This is a genomic window from Parasphingomonas halimpatiens (assembly GCF_036663795.1).
Taxonomy (GTDB): domain Bacteria; phylum Pseudomonadota; class Alphaproteobacteria; order Sphingomonadales; family Sphingomonadaceae; genus Sphingomonas.
This window is the reverse complement of record NZ_JAXOJP010000014.1, coordinates 18,308-43,679: the sequence shown is the minus strand read 5'-3', so window position 1 is coordinate 43,679 and position 25,372 is coordinate 18,308. Positions and strand designations below refer to the sequence as shown.

At 66.6% G+C, this 25,372-nt stretch carries 25 protein-coding genes and 1 pseudogene; 16 read left to right on the top strand and 10 right to left on the bottom strand.

From position 1 onward, the window contains the following. Positions 1-345: 345 nt before the first annotated feature. The 3 genes from U1839_RS14895 to U1839_RS14885 form a co-directional block, all read right to left on the bottom strand. The gene (locus tag U1839_RS14895) at positions 346-894 is read right to left on the bottom strand and encodes a hypothetical protein (RefSeq protein ID WP_332804397.1); all 549 of its coding nucleotides are present in this window, start codon (positions 892-894) and stop codon (positions 346-348) included. Positions 895-1,543: 649 nt separating this feature from the next. Beyond that, positions 1,544-2,428, bottom strand: coding sequence for an LOG family protein (locus U1839_RS14890; RefSeq protein WP_332804396.1), 885 nt, complete (start codon positions 2,426-2,428; stop codon positions 1,544-1,546). 106 nt (positions 2,429-2,534) lie between these two features. Continuing rightward, positions 2,535-3,191, bottom strand: a complete 657-nt coding sequence (locus U1839_RS14885; protein ID WP_332804395.1) for an extensin-like domain-containing protein — start codon at positions 3,189-3,191, stop codon at positions 2,535-2,537. 129 nt (positions 3,192-3,320) lie between these two features. Here U1839_RS14885 and U1839_RS14880 point away from each other — a divergent pair, with 129 nt between their 5' ends. Next, positions 3,321-3,842 (top strand): TetR/AcrR family transcriptional regulator, encoded by a 522-nt coding sequence (locus tag U1839_RS14880; protein ID WP_332804394.1) that lies wholly within the window; start codon positions 3,321-3,323, stop codon positions 3,840-3,842. A gap of 275 nt (positions 3,843-4,117) precedes the next feature. On the opposite strand, the gene U1839_RS14875 is transcribed toward U1839_RS14880, so the two are convergent. Next, positions 4,118-4,534, bottom strand: coding sequence for a hypothetical protein (locus U1839_RS14875; RefSeq protein WP_332804393.1), 417 nt, complete (start codon positions 4,532-4,534; stop codon positions 4,118-4,120). 169 nt (positions 4,535-4,703) lie between these two features. Between U1839_RS14875 and U1839_RS14870 the strand changes: the two genes are divergently transcribed. From U1839_RS14870 to U1839_RS14850, 5 genes and pseudogenes are all read left to right on the top strand, one after another. Continuing rightward, on the top strand, positions 4,704-5,837 hold the full coding sequence (locus tag U1839_RS14870; protein WP_332804392.1) for a phosphoserine transaminase: 1,134 nt from the start codon (positions 4,704-4,706) through the stop codon (positions 5,835-5,837). Between the two features lie 109 nt (positions 5,838-5,946). Further along, entirely contained in the window at positions 5,947-7,524 is a 1,578-nt protein-coding gene (gene serA / locus U1839_RS14865; protein ID WP_332804391.1) for a phosphoglycerate dehydrogenase, read from the top strand. A gap of 51 nt (positions 7,525-7,575) precedes the next feature. Next, positions 7,576-7,977: pseudogene (locus U1839_RS14860) on the top strand (endonuclease domain-containing protein). Further along, the gene (locus tag U1839_RS14855) at positions 7,974-9,077 is read left to right on the top strand and encodes an ATP phosphoribosyltransferase regulatory subunit (RefSeq protein WP_332804390.1); all 1,104 of its coding nucleotides are present in this window, start codon (positions 7,974-7,976) and stop codon (positions 9,075-9,077) included. Before U1839_RS14860 ends, U1839_RS14855 begins: the two are co-directional and overlap by 4 nt. Positions 9,078-9,086: 9 nt before the next feature. Further along, positions 9,087-10,376: an adenylosuccinate synthase gene (locus U1839_RS14850; RefSeq protein ID WP_332804389.1), complete on the top strand. Its 1,290-nt coding sequence runs from the start codon at positions 9,087-9,089 to the stop codon at positions 10,374-10,376. A 39-nt stretch (positions 10,377-10,415) separates the two neighbouring features. On the opposite strand, the gene U1839_RS14845 is transcribed toward U1839_RS14850, so the two are convergent. The 4 genes from U1839_RS14845 to U1839_RS14830 all read right to left on the bottom strand — a co-directional run bounded on the left by U1839_RS14845 (position 10,416) and on the right by U1839_RS14830 (position 16,953). After that, positions 10,416-10,718: a hypothetical protein gene (locus tag U1839_RS14845; protein ID WP_332804388.1), complete on the bottom strand. Its 303-nt coding sequence runs from the start codon at positions 10,716-10,718 to the stop codon at positions 10,416-10,418. A 152-nt stretch (positions 10,719-10,870) separates the two neighbouring features. Further along, positions 10,871-11,938 (bottom strand): chorismate synthase, encoded by a 1,068-nt coding sequence (gene aroC, locus U1839_RS14840; RefSeq protein ID WP_332804387.1) that lies wholly within the window; start codon positions 11,936-11,938, stop codon positions 10,871-10,873. A 66-nt stretch (positions 11,939-12,004) separates the two neighbouring features. Next, entirely contained in the window at positions 12,005-13,375 is a 1,371-nt protein-coding gene (locus U1839_RS14835) for a ComEC/Rec2 family competence protein (RefSeq protein WP_332804386.1), read from the bottom strand. A gap of 5 nt (positions 13,376-13,380) precedes the next feature. Further along, on the bottom strand, positions 13,381-16,953 hold the full coding sequence (locus U1839_RS14830; protein WP_332804385.1) for a S8 family serine peptidase: 3,573 nt from the start codon (positions 16,951-16,953) through the stop codon (positions 13,381-13,383). 381 nt (positions 16,954-17,334) lie between these two features. Between U1839_RS14830 and U1839_RS14825 the strand changes: the two genes are divergently transcribed. The 10 genes from U1839_RS14825 (at position 17,335) to U1839_RS14785 (ending at position 23,540) form a co-directional block, all read left to right on the top strand. Then, positions 17,335-18,483, top strand: coding sequence for a hypothetical protein (locus U1839_RS14825; RefSeq protein ID WP_332804384.1), 1,149 nt, complete (start codon positions 17,335-17,337; stop codon positions 18,481-18,483). Positions 18,484-18,513: 30 nt separating this feature from the next. After that, positions 18,514-19,023 carry a cytidylyltransferase domain-containing protein gene (locus U1839_RS14820; protein WP_332804383.1) on the top strand — a complete coding sequence of 170 codons (510 nt, stop codon included), beginning with the start codon at positions 18,514-18,516 and terminating at the stop codon, positions 19,021-19,023. Beyond that, positions 19,020-19,262, top strand: coding sequence for a hypothetical protein (locus tag U1839_RS14815; RefSeq protein WP_332804382.1), 243 nt, complete (start codon positions 19,020-19,022; stop codon positions 19,260-19,262). Before U1839_RS14820 ends, U1839_RS14815 begins: the two co-directional genes overlap by 4 nt. Beyond that, positions 19,234-19,908, top strand: a complete 675-nt coding sequence (locus U1839_RS14810) for an HAD family hydrolase (RefSeq protein ID WP_332804381.1) — start codon at positions 19,234-19,236, stop codon at positions 19,906-19,908. Before U1839_RS14815 ends, U1839_RS14810 begins: the two co-directional genes overlap by 29 nt. 123 nt (positions 19,909-20,031) lie before the next feature. Then, on the top strand, positions 20,032-20,124 hold the full coding sequence (locus U1839_RS26895; RefSeq protein WP_503653549.1) for a thioredoxin domain-containing protein: 93 nt from the start codon (positions 20,032-20,034) through the stop codon (positions 20,122-20,124). 24 nt (positions 20,125-20,148) lie between these two features. Further along, positions 20,149-20,658 carry a glutathione S-transferase family protein gene (locus U1839_RS14805; RefSeq protein WP_332804465.1) on the top strand — a complete coding sequence of 170 codons (510 nt, stop codon included), beginning with the start codon at positions 20,149-20,151 and terminating at the stop codon, positions 20,656-20,658. A 184-nt stretch (positions 20,659-20,842) separates the two neighbouring features. After that, positions 20,843-21,340: a periplasmic heavy metal sensor gene (locus U1839_RS14800; RefSeq protein ID WP_332804380.1), complete on the top strand. Its 498-nt coding sequence runs from the start codon at positions 20,843-20,845 to the stop codon at positions 21,338-21,340. Then, a complete protein-coding gene (locus tag U1839_RS14795; RefSeq protein ID WP_332804379.1) occupies positions 21,337-21,654 on the top strand; it encodes a UrcA family protein in 318 nt (105 codons plus the stop codon). The genes U1839_RS14800 and U1839_RS14795 overlap by 4 nt, the downstream gene beginning before the upstream one ends. A 109-nt stretch (positions 21,655-21,763) precedes the next feature. Next, positions 21,764-22,519, top strand: a complete 756-nt coding sequence (locus U1839_RS14790; RefSeq protein WP_332804378.1) for a winged helix-turn-helix domain-containing protein — start codon at positions 21,764-21,766, stop codon at positions 22,517-22,519. 55 nt (positions 22,520-22,574) lie between these two features. Further along, positions 22,575-23,540 (top strand): sensor histidine kinase, encoded by a 966-nt coding sequence (locus tag U1839_RS14785; RefSeq protein WP_332804377.1) that lies wholly within the window; start codon positions 22,575-22,577, stop codon positions 23,538-23,540. 74 nt (positions 23,541-23,614) lie between these two features. Here U1839_RS14785 and fabI read toward each other — a convergent pair whose 3' ends face one another. Further along, entirely contained in the window at positions 23,615-24,418 is an 804-nt protein-coding gene (fabI, locus tag U1839_RS14780; protein WP_332804376.1) for an enoyl-ACP reductase FabI, read from the bottom strand. Further along, positions 24,415-25,371, bottom strand: a complete 957-nt coding sequence (locus tag U1839_RS14775) for a YihY/virulence factor BrkB family protein (RefSeq protein ID WP_332804375.1) — start codon at positions 25,369-25,371, stop codon at positions 24,415-24,417. Before U1839_RS14775 ends, fabI begins: the two co-directional genes overlap by 4 nt. Between the last annotated feature and the right edge of the window lies 1 nt (position 25,372).

The window sequence follows — 25,372 nt, the reverse complement described above, 5'->3', positions numbered from 1 at the left end:
CATCACGGCCTTGATTTGCGCGTAGCATGTGCCCCGCCAATTCTGGCCACACATCGATTCAGCGGTCTTGCTGTCGAGATCGAACGATATTGCGTACACTCTTTTTGCCCTCTTTTGGACCGCGGGAAGCGGCACAGCGCGCTTTGGATTTAGCGACACAACAGACATGGGGAACCCTTTCGGAAAGAGCGACGGTTGCCCTTTCCTATAGACGGTTCCTTCACGATTTGCTAGCAGAAGGCCGTGACCAGAGAGTAATCTCCGGCCACGGCGTCCACTAGCTCCTTAACAAGAGCAATGGGTAGCTAAGGGGTTGCCGCCCCCGCCACCCTGCGGAATGATTGGTCATTCCTGTGGTCTCCTATCTTGCGCGTGCAGCGCGGTGTCTGCCCCGCCCAGTATGTCCTCGAAAGGATCACTGGGCGGGGCATTCTCGTTTTGAGCGTTCGCGCTTGCCGCGAACTTGCTCCTAAAATCGTCCGTGAGATTGTACGTGCCGTTTTCGACACGGATGAAACCGAGGCTAACGTAAATCTCCATCTGGCGTCGCGCGTCTGCGGCACGCATCTCGCGGCCCTCCAGATCGCGCACAACGCTCACAATATCAGACGGTGCAAAGTCCCCGCCCATCTCGTCTAGGCGCCACAAGACAGCGCGCCAGCGCATCGAGATGGACCCGGGCTGGCGGCCCTTAGATGCGGTCTCTGACGGGGCAGACTCGGGCAGAACTCTGCGGCGCGTCACGTTGACGATGACGGGGGCACGAGGAGCCTTGCCGACCAGATCGGCCATCATTTCCATACCGCGAAGCTCGGCGCGCTCAACGGCCAGCGCAGTTTCCATACCCGCAATGCGGGCGCGCTTGTCTGCGAGAATGGTGCTGATATCGGTCATGATGGTCGCGGTATAATTCATACGGCGTTGGAATGCGACTCATTTTCCGCACTACAGCCAAATTCCTATCCCTCACCCGCCACGGCGTGAAGATAAGGGTATGCAGATATCTTTATGTCAGGCCAGCCGCCGAACGTGTGTGAAGGGGATAGTCGCCTAATTTTTTGCGTTTTTTAAGATGCAGATAAATAAAGAAAATATTCTAAAGTATTTAAATTACTATGAATTTCCCACATAGTAGTAATTATGCAAATAAATTCACTCTGCTCTTGAAAGATTCACTCATCTTTGTGTTCCGCTGGCCGGTCATCGGGCATGAACGACAGATGCCTAATCTCTTCGGGAGACATGGCGGATATGCTGGAGAATGAGGGGTGATCGCCAATCCAGGTGCCGCCCGTTCCCGGCGGCACTGGTCGCCGGGGCTACCTATCCCCACTATAGGTGGATATTTGCTCGCCGAGCGCCTGCCTGCCCCCAGCTCCAAAAAAAGGCTGGCGAATCGGCGCGTTGGTGACTTTGGCCGTGCGGGAATAGGTGGTCGCGACGTGTCGAATACCCGCCGAACCACGACCAGGAATCCATCCGCGACAGCCCCAGCCCTAAAACGGGGCTGACGTGTAGCGGCCCGCTTCAGTGCAATTTGCTATTACTCGATCGGCAGGCCCGCCACCGGGCTGTCGCGGTAGAAGTTCTTGACCACGTCCCAGCCCTCCTGCGCCGTCTCGACGAAGGTAAAGATGCTCAGGTCGCGGCGCGACACGACGCCTTCCTCGACCAGCGCATCGAAATTGATCACGCGGTTCCAGAATTCGCGGCCGAAGAGCAGCACCGGGATCGGCTTGATCTTGCCGGTCTGGATCAGCGTCAGCAGCTCGAACAGTTCGTCGAACGTGCCGAAGCCGCCGGGGAACGCCGCCAGCGCGCGGGCGTGCAGCAGGAAGTGCATCTTGCGCAGCGCGAAATAGTGGAACTGGAAGCTCAATGACGGCGTGACATAGGGGTTGGGTGCCTGTTCGTGCGGCAGCACGATGTTGAGGCCGATCGTCTCGTAACCCGCCTCGGCGGCGCCGCGATTTGCCGCCTCCATGATCGACGGGCCACCGCCCGAGCAGACGACGAAGTGACGCTTGCCCTCTTCGTCGCGCGGAAAGGCGCTGGCGAGCTGGGCGAGCTCATAGGCGACGTCATAATATTTCGACTTGGCGACGAGTCGCTCGGCGATGGCGCGCGACTCGTCGTCCTGCGCCAGTTCGAGCAGCGCACGGGCCTTTTCGGGCTCCGGAATCCGCGCCGAGCCATACATCACGAAGGTCGAGGCGATGTTCGCGGCATCGAGCAGCAATTGCGGCTTGAGCAGTTCGAGCTGGAAGCGAACCGGGCGCAGATCCTCGCGCAACAGGAAATCCATGTCCTGAAAGGCGAGGCGATAGGCCGGGTTTTCGGTCTGTGGGGTATGGACGCCGGTCTTGGCGGCTTCGGCATCCTGGCGGGCGCGCGGGAAGACCCGCGACGGAACATGGGTATCACTCATTGGCGGGGCTGGTAGCGGAAAGCGGCGCGCGCTCCAAGTCGCCGTCGGGGGAGCGGGCTGCTACCGTCTCTGAAATGCGCTCCACCGCGCATTTCCCAACCACCGCTCAGCGGCAGAAGCGCTTGTGGTCATCCTCGAGGTGCAGGTGATTGTAGTGCGCGGCGTTGTAATCGGGGCTAAGCACCGTACCGAAGCGCTTGCACGCCGATGTGTGGATCGCCGCGAAAAAGGCGCGGATGCGCGGATCGGCCGAGCGCCAGCCCTGCTCGACGGTGATCCTGCGCCCGTCCTGCAGCACGAAGCCCGACACATCGACGGCGTTGGCGACGGCATGGCCCGAGAGCTTTTCGGGTCCGCCGGCACCGATCACGTTGCGGCAGGCATAGCTGCCCATGCTCTCGACGCGCACCAGCTCACTGCCGAGGATCTGATAGGCCGCCGGCACCACGGCATGCCGCGTCCAGCCGGTAAAGGCGTCGGCCAGTTCGCAGCGCATCGCCTTGAGGTTGGTGACGGGGATGCCGATGTCGATTAGCTGCACCGCGCCGATTACGCGGCAGCCGCCGCCATAATCGCGGTCGACCATCGGGCTGAAACGAACATTCTCGCGCGACAGATCGGTGAAGCAGGCCTGCGTCTCGCGGCTGGTGGGCAAGTTGAGGGTGAGCGGACGCGAGCCTGCCGGGCGGGGCGGCGGCGCATGATCGTCATGCCCGCCGCACCCCGCGAGCAACAGCACCGCCAGGATAAGCCCGCGCTTCATGCCGCCAGACTAGCGAAATCTTGGTTAACAATCCTCTATTGTGCGCACCACTCGTCGCGGCAAAACTTCCCCCGGACCCGATATCCGTGCCACTATGCGTCGCAGCATGACGAACGAGAAGCTGACCCATTGATCGATGCCCCCGACCGCCGCGATGCGATCCTCGACCGGCTGGCCGATCACGTCCTCGCCGAGGGACTGGCGGGTGCGAGCCTGCGGCCGTTGGCGCGCGCGGTCGGCACCAGCGACCGCATGCTGCTCTATTATTTCAAGGACAAGGCCGAGATCATCACCGCGGTGATCGAGCGCGTGTCGGCGCGGCTGGCGCTGCTGCTCGCCACGCGGCGCGCGGCGCGACCGCTGCCGCTCGACGAACTGCGCCGCGAACTGCTCGCCATCCTCTTCGACGACGCGCTTTGGCCCTATATGCGGCTGTGGCTCGAAATCGCCAGCATGGCGGCGCGCGATCCCTTTTATCGCCAGGTCGGCGAAAGCATCGCGCGCGGCTTTCTCGCCTGGGGCGCGGCGCAACTCGATTCGGCGCCCCCCGAACAGCGCAACATCGATGCCGCGACCTTGCTGGTCATGACCGAAGGCGCGGTGCTGCTGCGCAGCGTCGGGCTGGAGGATGTCGCGCGCGCGGCGTTTTGAGCGAGCGGTTGTTGGATCGTGGCGGCTCGGGAGCGGTGAACGCGTCATTCGCGTACTCTCACCTATTGCGTTGCGTTTCTCCTTACTTCCCCGGCGAAGGCCGGGGCCCAGTTGGGATGGCCGAAATGATGAGCGGCACCGCCCGTCGCAACGTCCCCCACCTGGGCCCCGGCCTTCGCCGGGGAAGCTGGAAAAAGAATGCGGCTACGTGCTTCGCGGTTCGGATTTCACGCAGTCCGCTTTAGCGAAAATCGCCCGTCGCTCGCATCCGCGCTCTACCCTTCCCGCCGCGCTCGCCCCATCCACACCGCCAGCGAAAGCGCGACACCGACACCCCACAGCAACGTCACCGCCGCAGCGAGCGGGTGAGTCCCGTAAAAAGCCGGGACGACCGCCAGCGCGGTGCCGTCGAGCAGCGAGGCGCTCGCCGTCACCATCGCGACCGCCAGCAAGGTCTGCTCGCGCCGCAGCCGCACGATGCGGCGCGCGGCCGTAATCAGCGGCACCGTCCCCGGCACCAGCAGCGCGTAGAACAGCGCCGGTCCCATGCCGGCGAAACCGCCGACCGAATCGACCGCGCGAAACAGGAGGATCACCAGGATCCACAGCACCGCACCGATCGCAACGAGGCCAAGCCATTGCGCCGGTGCGAGCGCGTCGGTGGTCGGGGAAGCGGATGGCGGAAGCGGCATGATCGAGTCTCCGTAGCAGTCGCTACACATCCTCTAAACGCATGTAGCGATCGCTACAAGAGCCGTTCGGTAGTGCTACGCAGCTTGACACCCCGCCCAGCATCGTTAGGGGCGGCGCCGGGCCACGCGGTCCCAACGCCGCGCGTGCTCTCTGTAAGGAGAGACTACATTGACTGATCTTGTTGCCCGCCCCGGGGCCAAACCGGCGCGTCCGTATTTTTCTTCCGGCCCTTGTGCGAAACCGCCCGGCTGGTCCCCCGAAAAGCTCGACACTGCCGTGCTCGGCCGCTCGCATCGCTCGAAGCTGGGCAAGGTGCGGCTGCAATATGCCATCGACCTGATGCGCGAGATGCTCGCGCTGCCCGACACGCACCGCATCGGCATCGTCCCCGGTTCCGACACCGGCGCGTTCGAGATGGCGATGTGGACGATGCTGGGCGCGAAGCCGGTGACGACGCTCGCCTGGGAGAGCTTCGGCGAAGGCTGGGTCACCGATGCGGTCAAGCAGCTCAAGATCGAACCGACCGTCATCCGCGCCGATTATGGCGCGCTGCCCGACCTGGCGCAGGTCGACTGGTCGAACGACGTGCTGTTCACCTGGAACGGCACCACCTCCGGTGTGCGCGTGCCGAATGGCGACTGGATTGCTGACGACCGCGAAGGCCTGAGCTTCGCCGACGCGACCAGCGCGGTGTTCGCCTATGACATTGCCTGGGACAAGATCGATGTCGCGACCTTCTCGTGGCAGAAGGTGCTCGGCGGCGAAGGCGCACACGGCGTTATTATCCTCGGGCCCCGGGCGGTCGAGCGGCTCGAAAGCTATACCCCGGCCTGGCCACTGCCCAAGGTCTTCCGGCTCGTCTCCAAGGGCAATCTGACCGAGGGCGTGTTCAAGGGCGAGACGATCAACACCCCGTCGATGCTCGCCGTCGAGGACGCGATCTTCGCGCTCGAATGGGCGAAGTCGGTCGGCGGCGCCACGGGGCTGATCGCGCGCAGCGACGCCAATGCCGCCGCGCTCGACGCGATCGTCGCCGAACGTTCGTGGCTTGGCCATCTCGCCGCCGATCCGGCCAGCCGCTCGAAGACCAGCGTCTGCCTGACGGTCGAGGGTGCCGACGAGGCGCTGATCAAGAAGATGGCATCGCTGCTCGAGGCCGAACACGCCGCCTATGACGTGGCCGGCTATCGCGACGCCCCGCCGGGTTTGCGCATCTGGTGCGGCGCGACCGTCGATACGGCCGACGTTGTCGCGCTCGGCCCGTGGCTCGACTGGGCCTACGCGACCGCAAAGGCGGCATAGCTGATCCGTGCTCCTGCGAAAGCAGGAGCCCAGGGGCCACAAGCGCCCCGCTCCACAATCCTGGGCTCCTGCGTGCGCAGGAGCACCGCCTTCTTCAAAGGTATTCGATATGCCCAAAGTCCTCATCAGCGACAAAATGGATCCCAAGGCCGCGCAGATCTTCCGCGAGCGCGGCGTCGAGGTCGACGAGATCACCGGCAAGACCCCCGAAGAACTGATCGCGATGATCGGCCAGTATGACGGCCTCGCGATCCGCTCCTCGACCAAGGTGACCAAGGCGATCCTCGATGCGGCGACCAATTTGAAGGTCGTCGGCCGCGCCGGCATCGGCGTCGACAATGTCGACATCCCCGCCGCCAGCGCCAAGGGCGTCGTCGTCATGAACACCCCGTTCGGCAACTCGATCACCACCGCCGAACATGCCATCGCACTGATGTTCGCGCTCGCCCGCCAGCTGCCCGAGGCCGATGCCTCGACCCAGGCCGGCAAGTGGGAAAAGAACCGCTTCATGGGTGTCGAGCTGACCAGCAAGACGCTCGGCCTGATCGGTGCGGGCAATATCGGCTCGATCGTCGCCGACCGCGCGCACGGGCTCAAGATGAAGGTTGTCGCCTATGACCCCTTCCTCACCCCCGAGCGCGCGATCGAGATGGGCGTCGAGAAGGTCACGCTCGACGAACTGCTCGCCCGCGCCGACTTCATCACGCTGCACACCCCGCTGACCGACCAGACGCGCAACATCCTGTCGGCCGAGAATCTCGCCAGGACCAAGAAGGGCGTGCGCATCATCAACTGCGCGCGCGGCGGGCTGATCGACGAAGTCGCGCTCAAGGCCGGGCTCGATTCGGGCCACATCGCCGGCGCCGCGCTCGACGTGTTCGTCGAGGAACCGGCCAAGGCATCGCCGCTGTTCGGCACGCCGAACTTCGTCTCGACGCCGCATCTCGGCGCCTCGACCTCGGAAGCGCAGGTCAATGTCGCGATCCAGGTTGCCGAGCAGATGGCCGATTTCCTGATGACCGGCGGCGTGACCAACGCGCTCAACGTGCCGAGCCTGTCGGCCGAGGAAGCGCCCAAGCTCAAGCCGTACATGGCGCTGGCCGAAAAGCTCGGCTCGCTGGTCGGCCAGCTCGCCCATGGCGCGCTGTCGGGCATCGCGATCGAGGTCGAGGGCGCCGCCGCCTCGCTCAACCAGAAGCCGATCACCAGCGCGGTGCTGGCCGGGTTGATGCGGGCCCATTCCGACACGGTGAACATGGTCAACGCGCCGTTCCTCGCCAAGGAGCGCGGCATCGACGTGCGCGAGGTGCGGCGCGACCGCGAGGGCGATTACCACACGCTGGTCCGCGTCACGGTCAAGACAGATGCTGGCGACCGCTCGGTCGCGGGCACGCTGTTCGGCGACGCCGCGCCGCGCCTCGTCGAACTGTTCGGCATCAAGGTCGAGGCCGATCTGGTCGGCCACATGCTCTACGTCGTCAACGAAGACGCACCCGGCTTTATCGGCCGGCTCGGCTCGCTGCTCGGCGAGGCCGGCGTCAACATCGGCACCTTCCACCTCGGCCGCCGCTCGGCCGGCGGCGAGGCGGTGCTGCTGCTGTCGCTCGACGAGCCGGTGACCGCGGAGCTGATCGCCAAGGTTCGCGCGCTGACCGGCGTGAAAACGGCGATGGGCCTGACGTTCTAGCTAATCTTCTCCCTCTCCCCGCTTGCGGGGAGAGGGCAGGGGAGAGGGGCCGTGCCGCAAGATAAGGACGAGTTGCTAAAGCGCGCCAAGGCAATGCGCAGCGAGCCAACACCAGCCGAGGCGCGTCTCTGGTACTACCTCCGCGCAAAGCGATTCGAGGGCGTGAAGTTCGTTCGACAGGACACGAGTGACAGTGCCATCGTCGATTTCGTCGCCCGCTCGCGAAAAATCATAATCGAGGTTGACGGCGACACGCACGGCAGCGACGAGGCCATCGCAAAAGACGCGCAGCGAACCGCGCGGTTGTAACGGCAGGGATATCACGTGATCCGGTTCAGTAATGCCGAGGTGATGGGGAATATGGAGGCCGTGCTTGGCGCCATCAGCGACGCGCTCGCGGCGGCCCCTCGTCCCGGCCCTCTCCCCACCGGGGAGAGGGAGAAAGAAGTATGACCCACGCCCTCCTCCCCAACGGTTTTCAGGACCGGTTGCCGCCGCAGGCCGACGTCGCCGCGCGGATGGAGGCGGCGATGCTCGGTGCGGCGCATGGCTATGGCTATGAACGCGCCGCCCCCGCGCTCGCCGAATTCGAGGATGGACTCGCCGCACGGCTCAAGGCCGGCGGCGCGCGCGACGCGGTGCGTTTCGTCGATCCGGTCAGCCAGCGCACGCTCGCCATCCGGCCCGACATCACCGCGCAGATCGGCCGCATCGCCGCGACGCGCATGGGCCACCACCCGCGCCCGATCAGGCTGTCCTATGCCGGCACCGTGCTCAAGCTGCGTGCCTCGCAGCTCTCCCCGGCGCGCGAGCTGCGCCAGATGGGCTGCGAGCTGATCGGCCTCGATACGGTCGCTGCCGCGCGCGAGATCGTCGGCGTCGCGGTCGATGCGCTGGTCGCCGCCGGCGTTACCGGCATCTCGATCGATTTCACCCTGCCCGACCTCGTCGCAACGCTCGCCGCCGGGCCGCTGCCGGTCGATGCGGCGAAGGTCGCGCTGCTCAACGACCGGCTCGACGCCAAGGACGCCGGCGCCGTCGCCGACATCGCCCCGGCCTATCTGCCGCTGATCGAGGCGGCCGGACCGTTCGCCGCGGCACACGACCGGCTGTGCCGCTTCGACGTCGGCGGCGCGCTGACCTCGCGGCTCGACGGGCTATGGGCGCTCGCCCAAGGCCTGTCGGGCGTATCGCTGACGCTCGACCCGACCGAGCGCCACGGCTTCGAATATCAGACCTGGCTCGGCTTCTCGCTGTTCGCCGAGGGCGCACGCGGCGAGATCGGGCGCGGCGGCAGCTACACCATCGTCCATGAGGACGGCAGCGAGGAGGCCGCGGTCGGCTTTTCGCTCTATCTCGACCCGATCCTCGCCGCCGGGCTGGTCGAGACCGAGCGCCGCCGGCTGTTCATCCCGTTCGGCAGCGACCCTGCCGAGGCGGCACGGATGCGCGCGGCCGGCTGGGTCACCGTTGCCGCGCTCGAAGCGGGCGACACGCCCGAGGCGCAGCTGTGCACACATATGTTGATCGATGGCGCGGCAAAGGCGCTCTAAGGAAATCCAATGGCCAATGTAGCGGTAATCGGCGCCCAATGGGGCGATGAGGGCAAGGGCAAGATCGTCGACTGGCTCGCCGAGCGCGCCGACATCGTCGTGCGTTTCCAAGGCGGCCACAATGCCGGCCATACTTTGGTCGTCGGCGAGGCGGTCTACAAGCTGTCGCTGCTTCCCTCGGGTATCGTGCGCGGCACGCCATCGGTGATCGGCAATGGCGTGGTGCTCGACCCCTGGGCGCTCAAGGCCGAGGTCGAGAAGCTGCGCGGCCAGGGCGTGACGATCACCCCCGACACGCTGATGATCGCCGACAATTGCGCGTTGATCCTCCCCTTCCACCGCGACCTCGACGCGCTGCGCGAGGATGCCTCGGGCGCCGGCAAGATCGGCACGACGCGGCGCGGGATCGGCCCGGCCTATGAAGACAAGGTTGGCCGGCGCGCGATCCGCGTCTGCGATCTCGCCCATCTCGACGCGCTCGACGCCCAGCTCGACCGGCTGACCGCGCATCACGACGCGCTGCGCGCCGGCTTTGGCGAGCCGCCGATCGATCGTGCTGCGCTGGTCGCCGAACTGCGCGCCATCGCCGGCTTCGTGCTGGCCTTCGCCACGCCGGTGTGGCGGATGCTCAACGACGCGCGCGCGCGCGGCAAGCGGATCCTGTTCGAGGGCGCGCAGGGCGTGCTGCTCGATGTCGACCATGGCACCTACCCGTTCGTCACCTCGTCCAACACCGTCTCGGGCACCGCTGCAGCGGGCTCGGGGCTCGGGCCGAGCGCGGTCGGCTTCGTGCTGGGAATCGCCAAGGCCTATACCACGCGCGTCGGCTCCGGGCCGTTCCCGACCGAACTCGACGATGCGATCGGCGAGGGGCTCGGCGCGCGCGGGCATGAATTCGGCACCGTGACGGGGCGCAAGCGGCGCTGCGGCTGGTTCGATGCGGTGCTGGTGCGGCAGTCAGCGGCGGTCGGTGGCATCACCGGGATCGCACTGACCAAGATCGACGTGCTCGACGGGATGGACGAGGTGCGGATCTGCACCGGCTATCGCCTGCGCGGCGAAACGATCGATTATTTCCCGTCGCATGCCGCCGATCAGGAAGCGGTCGAGCCGGTTTACGAGACGATGCCCGGCTGGTCCGAATCGACTGCCGGCGCGCGCAGCTGGGCCGATCTACCGGCCCAGGCGATCAAATATATCCGCCGGATCGAGGAATTGATCCGCTGCCCGGTGGCGCTGGTCTCGACCAGCCCGCAGCGCGACGACACGATCCTCGTCCGCGACCCCTTCGCCGACTGACGCCCGAGGGGAAGGCGTCAGCCGGCGCGGGCACCGCCGTTATTGCGGGGTGGCGGCGTGTTTCTTGCTCTTCTTTTTCTTGCCCGGCGTGGTCGCGTCGGCATCGCTCGATGTCGCGGCGCTGACCGTTGCGTCCGGGGTTGGCTGCGCGTCCGGAGCCGGGTTGGTCGGCGCGGTGCCGGGCGTCTCGCTCGGCGTCATCGAGGGTTCGGACGGCGGGACCGGCGTGGTCTGCATCGGCGTGGCGCCGGGTGCCGGCGTCGTAGTCTGGGCATCGGCCGCGCCTGACAGGCCCAGCGCGATCGCGCCGAGGCTGGCGACGATGGTCGTTGTGGTCTTCACGAATAGTCTCCCACACACCCGGCACCATCGCCGGGGCTTCGGGAGTGCAAACGTCGCAGACGCAAAGACGGCACCACCGCTTGTCGCGCCTTTACAACGGGTTCCGGACGAGGCGAGCGCAATCGGCGACGTGCCGTCCGGCCCCTTTTCGTTCAGCCGATTTGCGCGCGATGCAGCAATGCCTGGTCGGCGAGGACGAGAGCAACCATCGCCTCGACCACCGGCGCGCCCCTGATGCCGACGCACGGATCATGGCGACCTTTGGTCATGATCTCGGTCGCCTCGCCGCCACGCGTGATCGTCTCGACCGGCGTCAGGATCGAACTGGTCGGCTTGAACGCGACGCGGACGCGGATCGGCTGCCCCGTCGCGATGCCGCCCGCGATGCCGCCGGCATGGTTGGCGAGGAATTCGGGGCCGTTCGCGCCGGGGCGCATCGCATCGGCATTGTCTTCGCCGCGCAGCCGCGCCGCCTCGAAACCATCGCCGATTTCGACGCCCTTGACCGCATTGATGCTCATGCAGGCGCTGGCCAGTTCCGCATCGAGCTTGGCGTAGAGCGGCGCCCCCCACCCGGCCGGGACGCCGGTCGCCTCGCACGCGATCACTGCGCCGAGCGACGAGCCGGCCTTGCGCGCGCCATCGACCAACGCCTCCCAGCGCGCGGCGGCTTCGGCGTCGGGGCAGAAGAAGGGGTTGGCGTCGATCTGCTCGGGATCGAAATTGGCCGGGTCGATCGCATCGCCGCCGATCGCCTCGACCCATGCCCGCACCCGCACCTGCGGAATCACCAGCCGCGCGACCGCCCCCGCCGCGACGCGCGAGGCGGTCTCGCGCGCCGAGGAGCGCCCGCCGCCGCGGTAGTCGCGAAAGCCGTATTTTGCGTCATAGGCATAGTCGGCATGGCCCGGGCGGTAAGCCTGCGCGACCTCGCTGTAATCCTTTGATCTTTGGTCGACATTCTCGATCATCAGGCTGATCGGCGTGCCGGTCGTTTTCCCTTCAAAGACCCCTGACAAAATGCGCACCTCGTCCGGCTCCTGGCGCTGCGTGGTGAAGCGCGAGGTGCCCGGGCGGCGCTTGTCGAGGAAGGGCTGGATATCCGCCTCGCTGAGCGCCAGTCCCGGCGGGCAGCCATCGACCACCGCCCCGATCGCGGGACCGTGCGACTCACCCCAGGTGGTGAAACGAAAGACATGGCCGAAGCTGTTGAGGCTCATCCCCGCTCTCTTCCCGCCGGACGGGCATTTGTCCAGACGGGGGCGCGCGGTGGGCGGCGAATTATGTCAGACGAACACCTCGTAGAATAGCGGGTCGCTGGTCAGCCGGTCGGGCGCGCCGGTCCAGTCCTGGTCGGAACGAAGGACGCCCCGTTTCGCCTTGCTGCCCAACGCCTTGAGCAGATCGGGGAAGGGGATGTTGTTGCCCCATTTGCGGTCGAACGCGGCCTTGGCATCGACCGGCACGAGCGCAAAGTCGAGAACGTCCATCTTTTCGACCCCCTCGGCCCGCAAGCTGGCGTTGAGGCTGGCGTGATGGCCGACCTTGTAGATCGTCGAACGGGCGATGAGGTCCGGGCCCGTCACCTTGCGGCTCCCGACCTTCCATTTGAGCTTGAGCCACGACATCCAGTTGCCGACCTGCGCGTCGGCAGCGAACAACAGCACCTCGCCGCCGTCGAGCTCGATCGCCAAAGCGAGGCTCGAATTGTTCACCGCGCGATCGAGCAGCAGCGCGAAGCTGGTCGTGTCGTTGAGCCATTCGCTGTCGATGCGCCGCCACGCGCTGTCAGCCGCGGCATAATGCGTCTGGAAGAAGGGCATGGTCTGCGCCTCGTCCCACGGAATGGCGACATTGGCGGTGAACGGATTGCCGCTGCCGTCGCCGGCCAACGCATCGCCCATCCCGAACAGGCCGTTGAGCGCGGTCATCGAATAGGTTTCGGGCGCCCGCGCGGTCGGGTCCATCTGGCGCAACTCGGCCTCGTCGCGCGGCGGGCCGAGCACATAGATACGCGCATTGGCGCCGGGAATTTCGAACGGCGGCTCGCCCGGCGTGCAGTAATGCGGCGTGGCGACCTTGCGCCGCGCCGCCTCGACCGCGTCGCGCGTGGTGCCGCCGCCGCTGCCCTTGGCCGCGCCGAGAAAGCCGAGCAGCGACGCCGCCTGATCGGCATCGCGGGTCGCGCCGAAGGCGGTCAGCTTGGCGACCGCGCTGCGCAACTGGGTCTCCGCATTCTGCATCACCGAGCTCAGCTTGCGCGCGAGATCGTCGCTCGCGTCCTCGGTCCAGCCCATCCACACCTGCTTGACGGCGATCTTCGGGAAATCGACCGCCGCCTGGTTGAAGCCCGAGACATGGTCCCAGTGCGGATGCGTGACGACGAGCATGTCGAGCGGCGCGCCATCCAGCGTCGTGACGATATGCGCCATGACCTCGCGCATCTTGTCGTTCGCGCCAGGCATTCCGAGCACCAGCCCGCAATCGATCATGATGCGGAACGGCGCCATGCCGTCGCGCGGCAGGGTGATGAGCAGGCAATCGCCGAGCCCCTGACGATACATCCGCACCGCGGCGCGGTGCGTCGGGGCAGCGGGGGGCACGGGGACGGCCTGATCTGCGGCGGCCGACTTGGCGGGCTTGGGGCGTTTTGCCATGGCGGTTACTCGAAAAAGTGGCTGTGCAGGGCGGCGAAGGGCTCTCGCGCCGACTCGGCGTCGTCGAAATAGGTCGCGCGCAACCCCATCCCGGCCCGGCCAGCAAAGTTGGTCTGGCTGGCAAAGCGCCATTGGTTATCGATCCGCTTGCGGATCACGCGTGTCACCTTCTGATCGGGCGTGGTGCGGTCGACGATCAGCGTGCAGCCGCCGCGGAACAGCGCCAGCCCGCCATTGGGAACGGCGGGTCGCCAGCTTTGGGTGATCTCGATGATCAGGTCGGTGCGGATCGTCGCGTCAGGCCCGACGCGCCGCAGCGTGCGCACCGAATGCACCTCGGGACCGCGGATGTTGCCGGCAATGGCATTGCCGTCGGCGTCGACCAGACTCAACGGCCCCGCCGCGCGACGCACCCCGAACAGCGCCAGTGTCTCGTCGGCGGCATTGCCGACCAGCCATTTGTGGAAGATCGCGGCGTTGGCGTTCGAACCCCTGAAGGTCGCCTCGCGCGGCGTGCTCATCGGCCAGTCGAGATGCATGCTGTCGATCACCGACTTGAGCGAGATGACCTCGTCGGGCGGCTCCCAGGCGAGCGAGTCGGGCGAGACGCTGCGGATCTCGGGCGGTGCGATGCCGCGCGCCTTGAACGCCGAAACGATCGCGACGCGGTAACCGCGCGCATCGTCGGGCACGAGTTCGAGATCGGCAGTGATGACCGCGCGTAAATACTCGCCGAAGGTAATGTCGATCGGCGGGCAATAATCGAGCGCGCGGATCGCGATGTCGAGGAAGCGCCCGGCGATGCGGCATGCCGCGACGGTCAGCGCGTCGACGAGGCTCGGCGCGAGATCGCCCGGCGCGACCAGGCCGGATCCTCCCGTCGCCAGCCGCATGATCTCGGCCGCCTTGGCCTTGTAGATGCGCAGGAACGCTTCGAACACGGCGGCGACGAGCACCGCGCCGCGATCATGCGCCTCGGTAGCGTCGGCATAATCGTCGGGGTGCGGCGGGCGTGGGTGCCACGCACCCGTCGCGTCGACCGTGCCGATATAGTCGCGCAGCGCGCCGCGCTGGCCGATCGCCTGGCCGAACTGGACGGCGAGCTGGCCGAGGCGGTTTTCCTTGAACAGGTCGCCGCCGGTCTGTGCGATCACCGGCCGTACAGCATCGACCAGGGTGAAATGCTGAAACATTGCGACGATGTCGGCAAAGGCCTCGTGGAAGGCGAGTACGTCGGGATTGGTCGGCTCGACGAAGCGGCGATGCAACCCATCGAGCAGGGCATGCGCGGTCTCGTGCGCGATCACGTCATGCGACAGCGCCGCGAACACTGCGGGCGGCGCCATGCCCGGCCGATCGGCATCGCCCTGCGCGGTAAAATAGCCGAGCAGCAGCGCCTTTTTGTCCGGGCTGTAATAGGCGTTCGCGGCGCGCATCGCGTGCGGATAGATGCGCAGCCGCGGCACATATTCGCGCCGCAGATCATGGCTCGCGGGGTCGTGATAGGGCGACCATAGCGCGCGGCGCCCCAGCGCGCGTTCGAAATGCTCGATCGTGCGTGACGCCACGGCATAGGCCATTTGCTGGTGAAAGCGCGGATCGGTCTCGCTCGGCGCGAGGCCGTCGGTGCTGAGCAGATAACGATCGTCGAGGTCGACCGGCGCATAGGCCGCACCGCTCGCCGGATCGACGTCGATCACCTCGAGATATTCGCCGATCGGCCCGGGCGCGAGATCTTCCCACGGCATGTCGACCGTGGTGACGCTCTGCTGATAGGTATCGAGCCCCGTGCCGAGCGTCGGATCGGCGGCGAACACGCGCAACCGCCGCCGCAGCGGCACGGGCACCGACGGTGCCTTGGCGCGCGCCAGTTGCGCAGCACTGTGATGCGACGTCGCAGCCGGCGGCGTGCTGCCGCCCACAGAGCCGTCCGGACTGGCGGGCTCGGCACCGGCCAGCGCGGCGCGCAGCGCACGCGACGCGCGCGGATCGGCGGCAAGCGCGGCGGCGAGCGCGGCGTGGCGCGCCGGGTCAGGCGACGGATCGTCAGGATCGGGCAGGATCTGCTCGATCGCGGCGGACTGCGAAAGCTGCAAGGCTTCGAGTTCGAGCATCGCCTGTTGCTGTCGATCGGGTGCGGCAACCCCGACGCCGAGCAGCACGCGCAGAAAGGCGAAGTCGGCCTTGTCGACCGGCTGCTTGACCAGCGCCGTCGCGGCAGCGGGCTTCACGCCGACCATCTTCGCGGCATCGACGCTGCCCCGGCCGCACCGCACCGGATCGGCGGCGCGCGCCGAACCGAACAGCGCGGCGCGGACCGCCTCGACCAGCATCCACTGCTCGGCATATCGCGTTTCCTTACGGTGCGCCGCGAGCCAGATCGCCGCCGCCGCGGCGACCTGCGGGGTCGCCGCCGACGTACCGCAACCGTCATGATCGACGATCTTCTCGCAGCCCAGCCGCGCCCAGGGCAGGTTAGGCGTCGATGCGGCGACGGCGGTGGCCATCTTGCGCGACGGGCCGTAATTGCCCGCCATCAGTCGCGGTGCGAGATCGGCATAGGGCGTGCCATTGGCCATGATGCCGCACGCCGCGACGACGCGGTTGAAGCGCGCCGGGAAGACGATGTTGCGGGTCGGCAGATTGGCGAAATTGTTGCCCGCCGCCGTCACGACGAAGATGCCCGCCTCATAGAGCGCGTTGACTCCCTCGGCCCAGGCCTGTGACGCGAGACCGCCCATGCTCATCGTAACGACGTCGATGCGGTCGGGCGTATCCGCGAGGCTGAGGACATAATCGAGCGCGCGTGCCACCGCGCTGTTGGAAAACAGCACGACGCGGTTGGCGACGCGGATCGGCACGACCTCGACGAACGGCGCGGCACCGACGGTGCGGCCGGGATCAGCCGGATCGCGCCCGGCGAGAACGCTCATCGTGCCGGTGCCGTGCCCGCGATTGGTCAGCGGGCCATGGACCTCGTCGGTGGCATCATGCTCGTCTTCGCCGGCGACGAAATTGCGCTGCAGGTCGCGGCGCAGGACGGCAGGCAATGCGGCGTGCGCCGGATCATAGCCGGTATCGAGATGCGCGACGCGGATCGTGCTGCGCTTGGCCGGCGGGATCGCGTCCAGCGCCGCGATGGCGGCGTCGAAGCCGCCATGGGCGGGGTCGCGATACCACAGATCGTCCGGTTCGCGGGGAAAGCGCTGATCCTGCGGGGCGGCCGTGTCGCAGCTGGCGGCAAGCGCCATCGCTTCGGGCGGGCGATCGACATCGGTCGGCCATCTTGTGGTAAAGTCTGGCTCGGCAAAGACGACGCCCGGGCCGCCGGCGACGCCGAGGCCGTGTCGCAGCATCGCGTGGCACGCCTCCCAGGTCGAAGCGACATCACCCTCGACCTCGACCTGATACCATTGCGCTGCCGCATCGGCGAGGCCGAGCCCGGCCTGGTGGCCGCGCAGGTGCGGCATGATCGGTTTCGCGGCGAAGGTGGCTGTCTTGGCCCCCATCGCAAGCCGCCCGGTCGCCCCGATTTCCTGTGCCTTGACGAGCAGCGATACACCCGACCGGATTGCCATCCTGCTTCTCCCCTGCGTCGCGTCTGACCGTCAATGCGGCAACCCAATTCGCTATCGGTCGCGCCGCCCGATCGGCATCCGTCACAACAAAACCCGAAACATTTTCTTGTACGAAACTATGCCCGGAACGATCCCCGTCTGCGACGTCCCCGGATTCGAACGCGAACAGTATACATCCAGCGCGACGCAATCCAATGGCGATCGGATCAACTGTGATATAATTCGCCGAATTACTGCCGTTAGAGCGGCAATATCCGGATCGCTGAAACGGCGCGGCCCGACAATTCCGGTTATCTCGATCTTAACCATGATGGGTCGATACCCGCCTGACGACGGCTCCGGGGGGATTTGCCGATCATCGCCGTCGTGGATCGGGAGTCGATGCGCGTCCTTTTCTATCTGCCGGTCGTGACGCCGTGGTGGTTCGACAACATCGTCGCACCGCTGATCCGCGCCGCGGCGCGCGACGCACGGGTCAGCGTGCTGGTGCCGCCGCGGTGGCGCGGCACGGGAATCGGTCCCTCCCAGTTGGCCGGCTGCTCCGACCTCGAGACGGTAGACTGGTACATCCTCGACGGTGACGACCATCCGGCCCTGCGCGTTTCGGCGGCGGGCCAGGACGATCTGTTCGCGCTGGTCGATCAACTCGATGCCGACATCACCTTGTGCCGCAGCGCCGATCTCGACAGCGTGGTCCGCTTTCCCGGGCAAGTGCGCTTCATCATGGAAGGCGCAGCGCCGCCCTTCGCCACCGCCCCGACCAGCGTCTGGCTGTCCGATACGCTGTTCGACCATGCGATGATGTCGCCGCTCGAACCTGCGCTGCGCGCGCGGCTCGATGCCGTGTTCCGGCCGCGCTGGGACGCGGCGCAGGCGCGCTTCGCCCATAGCGATCGCGATGCCTTCCTCGATGCGACGGACCTGCCGCGCGACAAGCGGCTGATCGCGCTGCCGCTCGAATATGAGCATCCCGAAATGTTCTTCGGGCAGCACAATGTCTTCGCCGACAATGTCGCGCTGGTGCAGCACCTCGCTGGCCAGCTCGATGACGACAGCGTGCTCGCCGTCACCAACCATCCGCTCAACGAGCTACATTGCGACAATGGCGCGCTGGGCGCGACGATCGCGGCACAGGGCGGCAAGGCCCGGCTTGTCCGCGCGACTGGCGCGCCGGGCGATGCGACGATGCAACTCGCGCGGCATTGCGACGGCATGGTGGTCGGCAATTCGAAGAGCTTTGCCGGCTGCGCCTTTTTCGGCACGCCGATGCTGCGCCTGTCGCGCTTCCGCACCGGCAACTGGATGCACGCCTATGACGCGTTTGCGCCGTTCGCCGCCGCGCTGCGCGACGGCACCTCACGCGGCGCCGACCCGGCCGATGCGCTGAACTGGTTTGCACTGCATCTGCTCGACCGTGCGTTCGACCCGGCCGACCCCGAACTGGACGCCGCCGCCATCGCCGCGCGCATCCAGCGTCCGGTCGCGCCGGCGCGATGGACCGCCGGGCACGACGGCAGGGCCGCGGCATGAGCCTTCACCCATTTTCGGGAGCCATGAGCCATGTATGATCTCGCCATCGTCGTGCCGGTGCGGCGCGGCAGTTCGCGCATCGCCAACAAGTCGATGCTGCCGTTCGGCGACGAGGACTCGCTGATCGCGTGGAAGCTCAGCCAGCTGGTCAAGGTGATCGACTCCGCACGGATCTATCTCAGCTCGGAGGATGACGAATTCCTCGCGATCGGCGATCGCTTCGGCGTGTCGCGGCACAAGCGACCGATGCGGCTGGCGCGCGACCATGTCGCGCCGTTCCGCGACGTCATCACCGGCATCGTCCGCGACATCCCGCATGCGCATATCGCCTGGTGCACCGTGGTGTGCCCGCTGATGGCGCCGCAGGAATATCTCGACTGCTTCCGCGCCTATCATGACGAAGTGATCTGCGGTGCGCATGACTCGCTGGTCGGCGTGAACCTGATCAAGGAATATTTCTGGGCGGAAGGGCGCTCGCTCAACTACCAGGCGACGCGCGATCACACGATTTCGCAGGAGCTGCCCGACTGGTTCAAGTGACCAACAGCATCTATATGTGCGCCAAGCGCGAGATATTGCGGCGCGAATATTTCCTCGGCGACACGCCGGTGATGGCGCAGCTGTCCAAACGGGCCGGGGTCGATATCGACTATATCGACGACTATCTCTTCGCCCGCGCGCTGCACACGGTCTATGAACAGGACGATCTCGACGCGATCGACCCCGCCACGCTGATCGACTGGAGCCACGATGCCCACCCGCTTCCCATCGCCATATGACGCGATCTTCTTCGATTTCGACGGGGTGATCGCCGACTCGGTCGATGCCAAGATCGTGGCATTCGGCGAACTGTACCGGGAATTCGGCCCCGCGGTGCGCGCGGCGGTGATGGCCTATCAACGCGCCGTCCCCGGCGAGACGCGCTTCGACAAGATCCCCAAATTCCATCGCGAACTGCTCGGCATCGAACTGACCCAGGCGGAAATCATCTCCTGGTGCGACCGGCTGTCGGACATCGTACTCGACGAGGTGGTGGCGAGCGCGCTGCTGCCGGACGTGCCCGAAGTGCTGGCGCGGCTCAAGGCGCAGGGCGTGCCGGCGCATATCGTCTCGGGCACGCCGCATGACGAGCTGCAGATCATCGTCGACCGCAAGGGGCTGCGCGGCTTCTTCGCCTCGGCGCGCGGCGCGCCGCAGAAGAAGCATGTCATCGTCGAGGATATCCTTGCCGCGCACGGGCTGGCGCGCGAGCGCTGTCTGTTCGTCGGCGATGCGATGACCGATCATGACTGCGCCAGGGTTTGCGCGATGGACTTTCTCGGTCGCGCCCCTGCCGGGCAGAGCCCGTTTCCGGCGGGAACGCGCGTGGTGGAGCGGCTCGGCGAGGCGTTCCTTACGACGTCGGGGTTGCGGCGCGCGGCATAACGTCGTCTCGCGCTTGGCCGAACCTCTGCCACGGCAGCGCCGGGATTGGCGGCGCGGACCTCGATCGATTGACAAAGCCGGGCTTCATTCCAGAATTCGCCGTCTCCGCCATGGGAGCGCGCGATGATTCTGATCGGCCAATATGATTCTCCCTTCGTCCGTCGGGTCGGCATCGCGCTCGCGCTCTACGACATGGCTTACGAGCATTACCCATGATCGACCTTCGCGGATGGCGCGCGGATCGCGGCCTATAATCCGCTGCGCCGCGTGCCGACGCTGGTGCTCGACGATGCCACCGCGCTAGTCGACAGCAACGCGATCCTCGACCATCTCGATGAACAGGTCGGCCCGGCGCGCGCGCTTTTTCCAGCGGCCGGGCCGGCGCGGCGCGCGGCGCTGCGGATCGCCGCGCTCGCGGCAGGCCTCGCTGAGAAGGCGGTCAGTCTGGTCTATGAGCGTGTCCTTCATACAGAGCCTTCGGCGCTATGGAGCGAGCGCTGCCGCACGCAGATCGCCGAGGTCGTCCGCCTGCTGGAAGCCGAGCGCGCGGCGCGCGCGACGCCCTATTGGCAGGGCGAAGCGATCGGCCATGCCGACATTATGCTGGCCTGCGCGCTGCGTTTCGCGCGCGAGGCGCATCCCGGCCTGATCGACGATGCGACCATCCCGGCGCTGATGGCGCACTGTGCGCGCTGCGAGGCGTTGCCGGCGTTCGTCACGGTGCGGCAGGTGTTCGTTCCACCGGCGTGAGGGTGCGTGGCGGAGGCACACGAGCATAGGCCCGAACCGTTCCCGCCTGACCGATCAAACTCGGGGCCTGGTCGCCCCAACTTTGCACAACTTTACGTGACGCACATCGCCGAGCAACGCCGCCGCCCGAAAGGAGCGTGGCGACGATCCGATCGTCGCCATTCCCAGATGAAAGGCTCGAGAAATGAATACACTTTCGCAACGGCGCTGGATGCTAGCAGGCATTGTGGCCATTACGGTCGGCACGGCGGGACTGGCCGGTGCTGGCCCCGCCCTCAGCCTTGTGGCCGGACATCAGATGCCGGGTCATGGTCATGCGGCGATGGATCCGGCCGCGGTCGACGCCCATGTCGACCAGATGTTCAGCACGGTCCTGCCCGACGCCACCGTCGAGCAGAAGAGCCGGCTGAAGGTCCTCGCCCGGGCCGTCCATGAAGACCTCCGCGTAACTCATGCGCAGTTCGGGGAGACCCATCAGCGCCTCCATGCATTGCTGCTCCAGCCGAGCATCGACCGGGCGGCGCTCGAAAGCTTGCGGGTCGCCCAGATCCGCGAGATCGACGCGACCTCCAAACGCGTGGTCACGGCGCTTGCCGATGCGGCCGAGATACTCAGCCCGGCGCAGCGGGCTCGGCTGGCGGCGCACCTCCAGGCGCATGACAAAGCGGAAACGGTTCGATGAACCGATATCTTCTGTCGATCGCCCTCGGGGCCATTGCGGCAGGGTCCGCCAATGCCGCGCCCTTGACCGGCGATGGTGGCCCCGCGCCCTCGCAACGCGTGACCTACGCCGACCTCGACCTCGATCGCCAGGCCGGGATCACGACGCTCCGTTCTCGCATCAGCGCGGCCGCCCACCAGCTGTGTGAAACCAGCAATGTCGCGCCGCTTGCCGAGAAGGTGCGCGAAATGCGCTGCTACCGTACGGCCATCGCCGATGCCTATCAGCAGGTGCATCGCCGCGCGGGCGAGGGAACACGCGCCGCGTCGCTATAGCGGCAACCCTCGGCGCCACTGGCTGACGCCGCGATCGTAGCGCTTCGCCGAAGCGCCGCTGAACGCTCTGCAACCGACATACAGGCTTCGCGACGCACGCGAAGCCTGTATGATCCGCCTGATGCCCTCCTCGCCCGAGATCAACGCCATGGCCAAGCGCATCCTGATGATCGAGGACGACCAGCGCCTTGCGACGATGGTCGCAACCTATCTCGGCCAGAACGGCTATGTCGTGACGCATAGCGCCACCGGCGAGGGCGGCATTGCCGCCCTGCGCGACCAGACCGATGGCAGCTTTGCCGCAGTGCTGCTCGATTTGATGTTGCCCGACAGCGATGGGCTCGACCTTTGTCGGCAAATCCGCGCGCTGCCGAGCCCGACCGATTCAGTGCCGATCGTGATGCTCACGGCCAAGGGTGACCCGTTCGATCGCGTGATAGGGCTCGAAATCGGCGCCGACGACTATCTTCCCAAGCCGTTCGAACCGCGCGAATTGCTCGCGCGGTTGCGCGCCGTGCTGCGGCGGCCACGACTGGTCGAGGCGGCCGGCACGGCGACGCTCCGCTTCGGCCGCCTCGAGATCGATCGCGACGCGCGCGCGGTGCTGATCGATCGTCGCGTCTGCATGCTCACCGCCTATCAGTTCGATCTGCTCGCGCTGTTGGCGGAACGCGCCGGGCGGGTCCTGTCGCGTGACCAATTGATCGACGCGTTGAAGGGCGGGACGCACGAGCCGTTCGACCGGTCGATCGACGTCCACATCGCGCGCCTGCGCGCGATGATCGAGGACAACCCGAAAGATCCGAAGCGTATCCTGACGGTGCGCGGTTCGGGCTATGTGTTCGTGCGGGTGCAGGATGGCTGAGTATCCTCCCAGCGGTTCCGTCGTCAGGCGTTCTGGCCTCGGGCAGCGCCTCTATGTGCGCATTTATCTTGCGCTGCTGACCAGCCTGGTGGTCGCGGCAGTGCTGTTCGGCCTCGCGCACCGAGGGTATGGCACGGTGCCGGTCACCATGCCCGGCGCCCGCGCCCATGTCAGCATGCTGGGCCTGCTCATGGTCATCGCGCTGGTCGTCGCACTGGCCTCCTATCCGGTGATACGACGGCTGACGCGCGGCCTCGAACGGCTCGAGGCGAGCGTCGCGGCGTGGGGCGCTGGCGACTTGTCTGCCCGGGTAGCGGTCGAGGGCCGGGACGAGGTCGCGCGACTGGCGATCAGCTTCAACGAAGCTGCCGCCCGCGTCGAAGCGTTGATGCGCGCGCAGAAAACCCTGCTGGCGAACGCCTCGCACGAACTGCGCTCGCCGCTCGCGCGAATCCGCATGGCGATCGAGTTGCTGGAGGATAGCGCACCGGCGGCGCTTCGCACCGAACTGGCGCGCAATATCGCTGAGCTGGATCAGTTGATCGGCGAGGTGCTGCTCGCCAGTCGCCTCGACATGGCGGGCGCGCGCGAGCGACCGTTTGTGGAGGTCGATCTTGCGGCACTGGTTGCCGAGGAATGTTCGCGCATGGCAGTGGATTGCGCGGTCGAAGCGGTCAGCATTCCGGGAGATCCCGCGTTGATTCGGCGGATGATCCGCAACCTGCTTGAAAACGCCCTGCGCCATGGCGGCAATACGCCGACCAGCGCGACGTTGACGCTATCCACGGGAAGCGCACAACTTGACGTAATCGATGGCGGGAGCGGCGTACCGGAGGTCGATCGGGAGGCGATCTTCACGCCCTTCTACCGCGTGCGCGGCGCCAGCGAAGCCGATGGCGGCCACGGACTCGGCCTGAGCCTCGTGCGTCAGATCGCCCGCCGGCATGGCGGCGACGTTTGCTGCCTGGAGGGTCCTGGCGGCGGCGCGGCTTTTCGCGTCACATTTCCGAGACCCGTCTGAACGCATCGCCCAGCACCTGCCGGGGATCGCTGGATTGCAGGCTTGCCGCTATCCCCAAGCGAAGGGGCGAGGCATCAGACCAGCGCGATATCCGGCGCGTCCTCGGCCTTCATGCCGATGACGTTGTAGCCGGCGTCGACATGATGCGTCTCGCCGGTGACGCCACTCGCCAGGTCGCTGAGCAGATAGAGGCCAGCGCCGCCGACATCCTCGATCGTCACGTTGCGCTTGAGCGGCGCGTTGAGCTCGTTCCATTTGAGGATCAGGCGGAAGTCGCCGATGCCCGAGGCGGCGAGCGTCTTGATCGGGCCGGCCGAGATGGCGTTGACGCGGATATTGTCGCGGCCGAGATCGACCGCGAGATATTGCACGCTGGTTTCCAGCGCGGCCTTGGCGACGCCCATGACGTTATAGTGCGGGATGACCTTTTCGGCGCCGTAATAGCTCAGCGTCAGCAGCGAGCCGCCATCGGGCATCAGCGCCGCCGCGCGCTTGCACACCGCGACGAACGAATAGACCGAGATGTTCATCGTCATCAGGAAGTTGTCGAGGCTGGTGTCGACATAACCGCCGCGCAGCTCGTTCTTGTCGGAAAAGCCGATCGCGTGGACGACGAAGTCGATCGTCGGCCACTCAGTAGCGAGCTTGGCGAAGGTCGCATCGAGCGCGGTCATGTCGGATACGTCGCAATCGAACAGGCGCGCGACGCCGAGTTGCTCGGCGAGCGGACGGACGCGCTTTTCCATTGCCTCGCCCTGATAGCTGAACGCCAGTTCCGCACCCGCCTCGGACAGCTTCTTCGCAATCCCCCACGCCAAGGAACGATCATTGGCGAGCCCCATGATAAGCCCGCGTTTTCCTGCCATCAAACCCGTCACGCCGTCGTCCCTTGCAGCTTGTTGGCCCCCTCTACCCTGTCCGGGTCGGCTTCCGCCAGTGCCGCGTTGAGTTCGGCGCCGATCGTCAGCCCGAGGCCGACGATATAGAAAAACAGCAAGGCGACGATCACCCCGGCGAGCGAGCCATAGGTCAGGTCGTAGCGCCCGACACGCGCGAGGATCACCGGCAGCAGCGCGGTCGCGCTGACCCACCACACGGCCGTGAACAGCGCGCCGGGCCATTTGCGGCAGCGGCTGTAGCGATATTTGGACGGCGTCACCGAGTAGAACAGCGCATAGAGCGCGCCGAACATCACCACGCCCGGCACCAGCCGCGACAACCCGATCCAGCCCGCCAGGTCGGACGCCCAGGGCAGCATGCGGTAAATGAATTCCTGCACGCCGAGCAGTACACCCTGAAGCAGCAGCGAGGCGAGCGAGAGAATCACCGACAGGACGATCACCAGCATCGAGCCGAGCCGGTAATGCCAGAACGGCCGACTGAAGGTCACGCCGTACGCGCGGCGGAAGATGTCGCGCAGGGTCTCGACGAAACTGCCGACGGTCCACAGTCCGATCAGCGCGCCCAGCCATAGCAGCCCGCCGGTCCGCGCGGCGAGCACGTCGGCGATCGGCTTGCGCAGCAGGTCGGCGACATCGGGCGGCAGCGCGTGGAGAAAGCCGCTGACCGCCTCGGCCACGTCGGCGCGCTGCCCGAACAGCGAGGCGATCGCCGCGGCGAGGATGAAGAACGGAAAGACCGTCAGCAGCGCGAGATAGGCGAGGTTGCCGGCATAGATGAAGCCGTTGCTGAACACGCCGACGAGGACGCGGCGGGTGACCGCCCAGGCGATGCTGGCCGGGGCCATCCAGCCGGTCGGGTGCGCCGGCACCGCCGCCTGCTCGGGATGCTTCGCCCGTTCCTCGGGGGATTGCGGCGAGGCGTCCTGCATC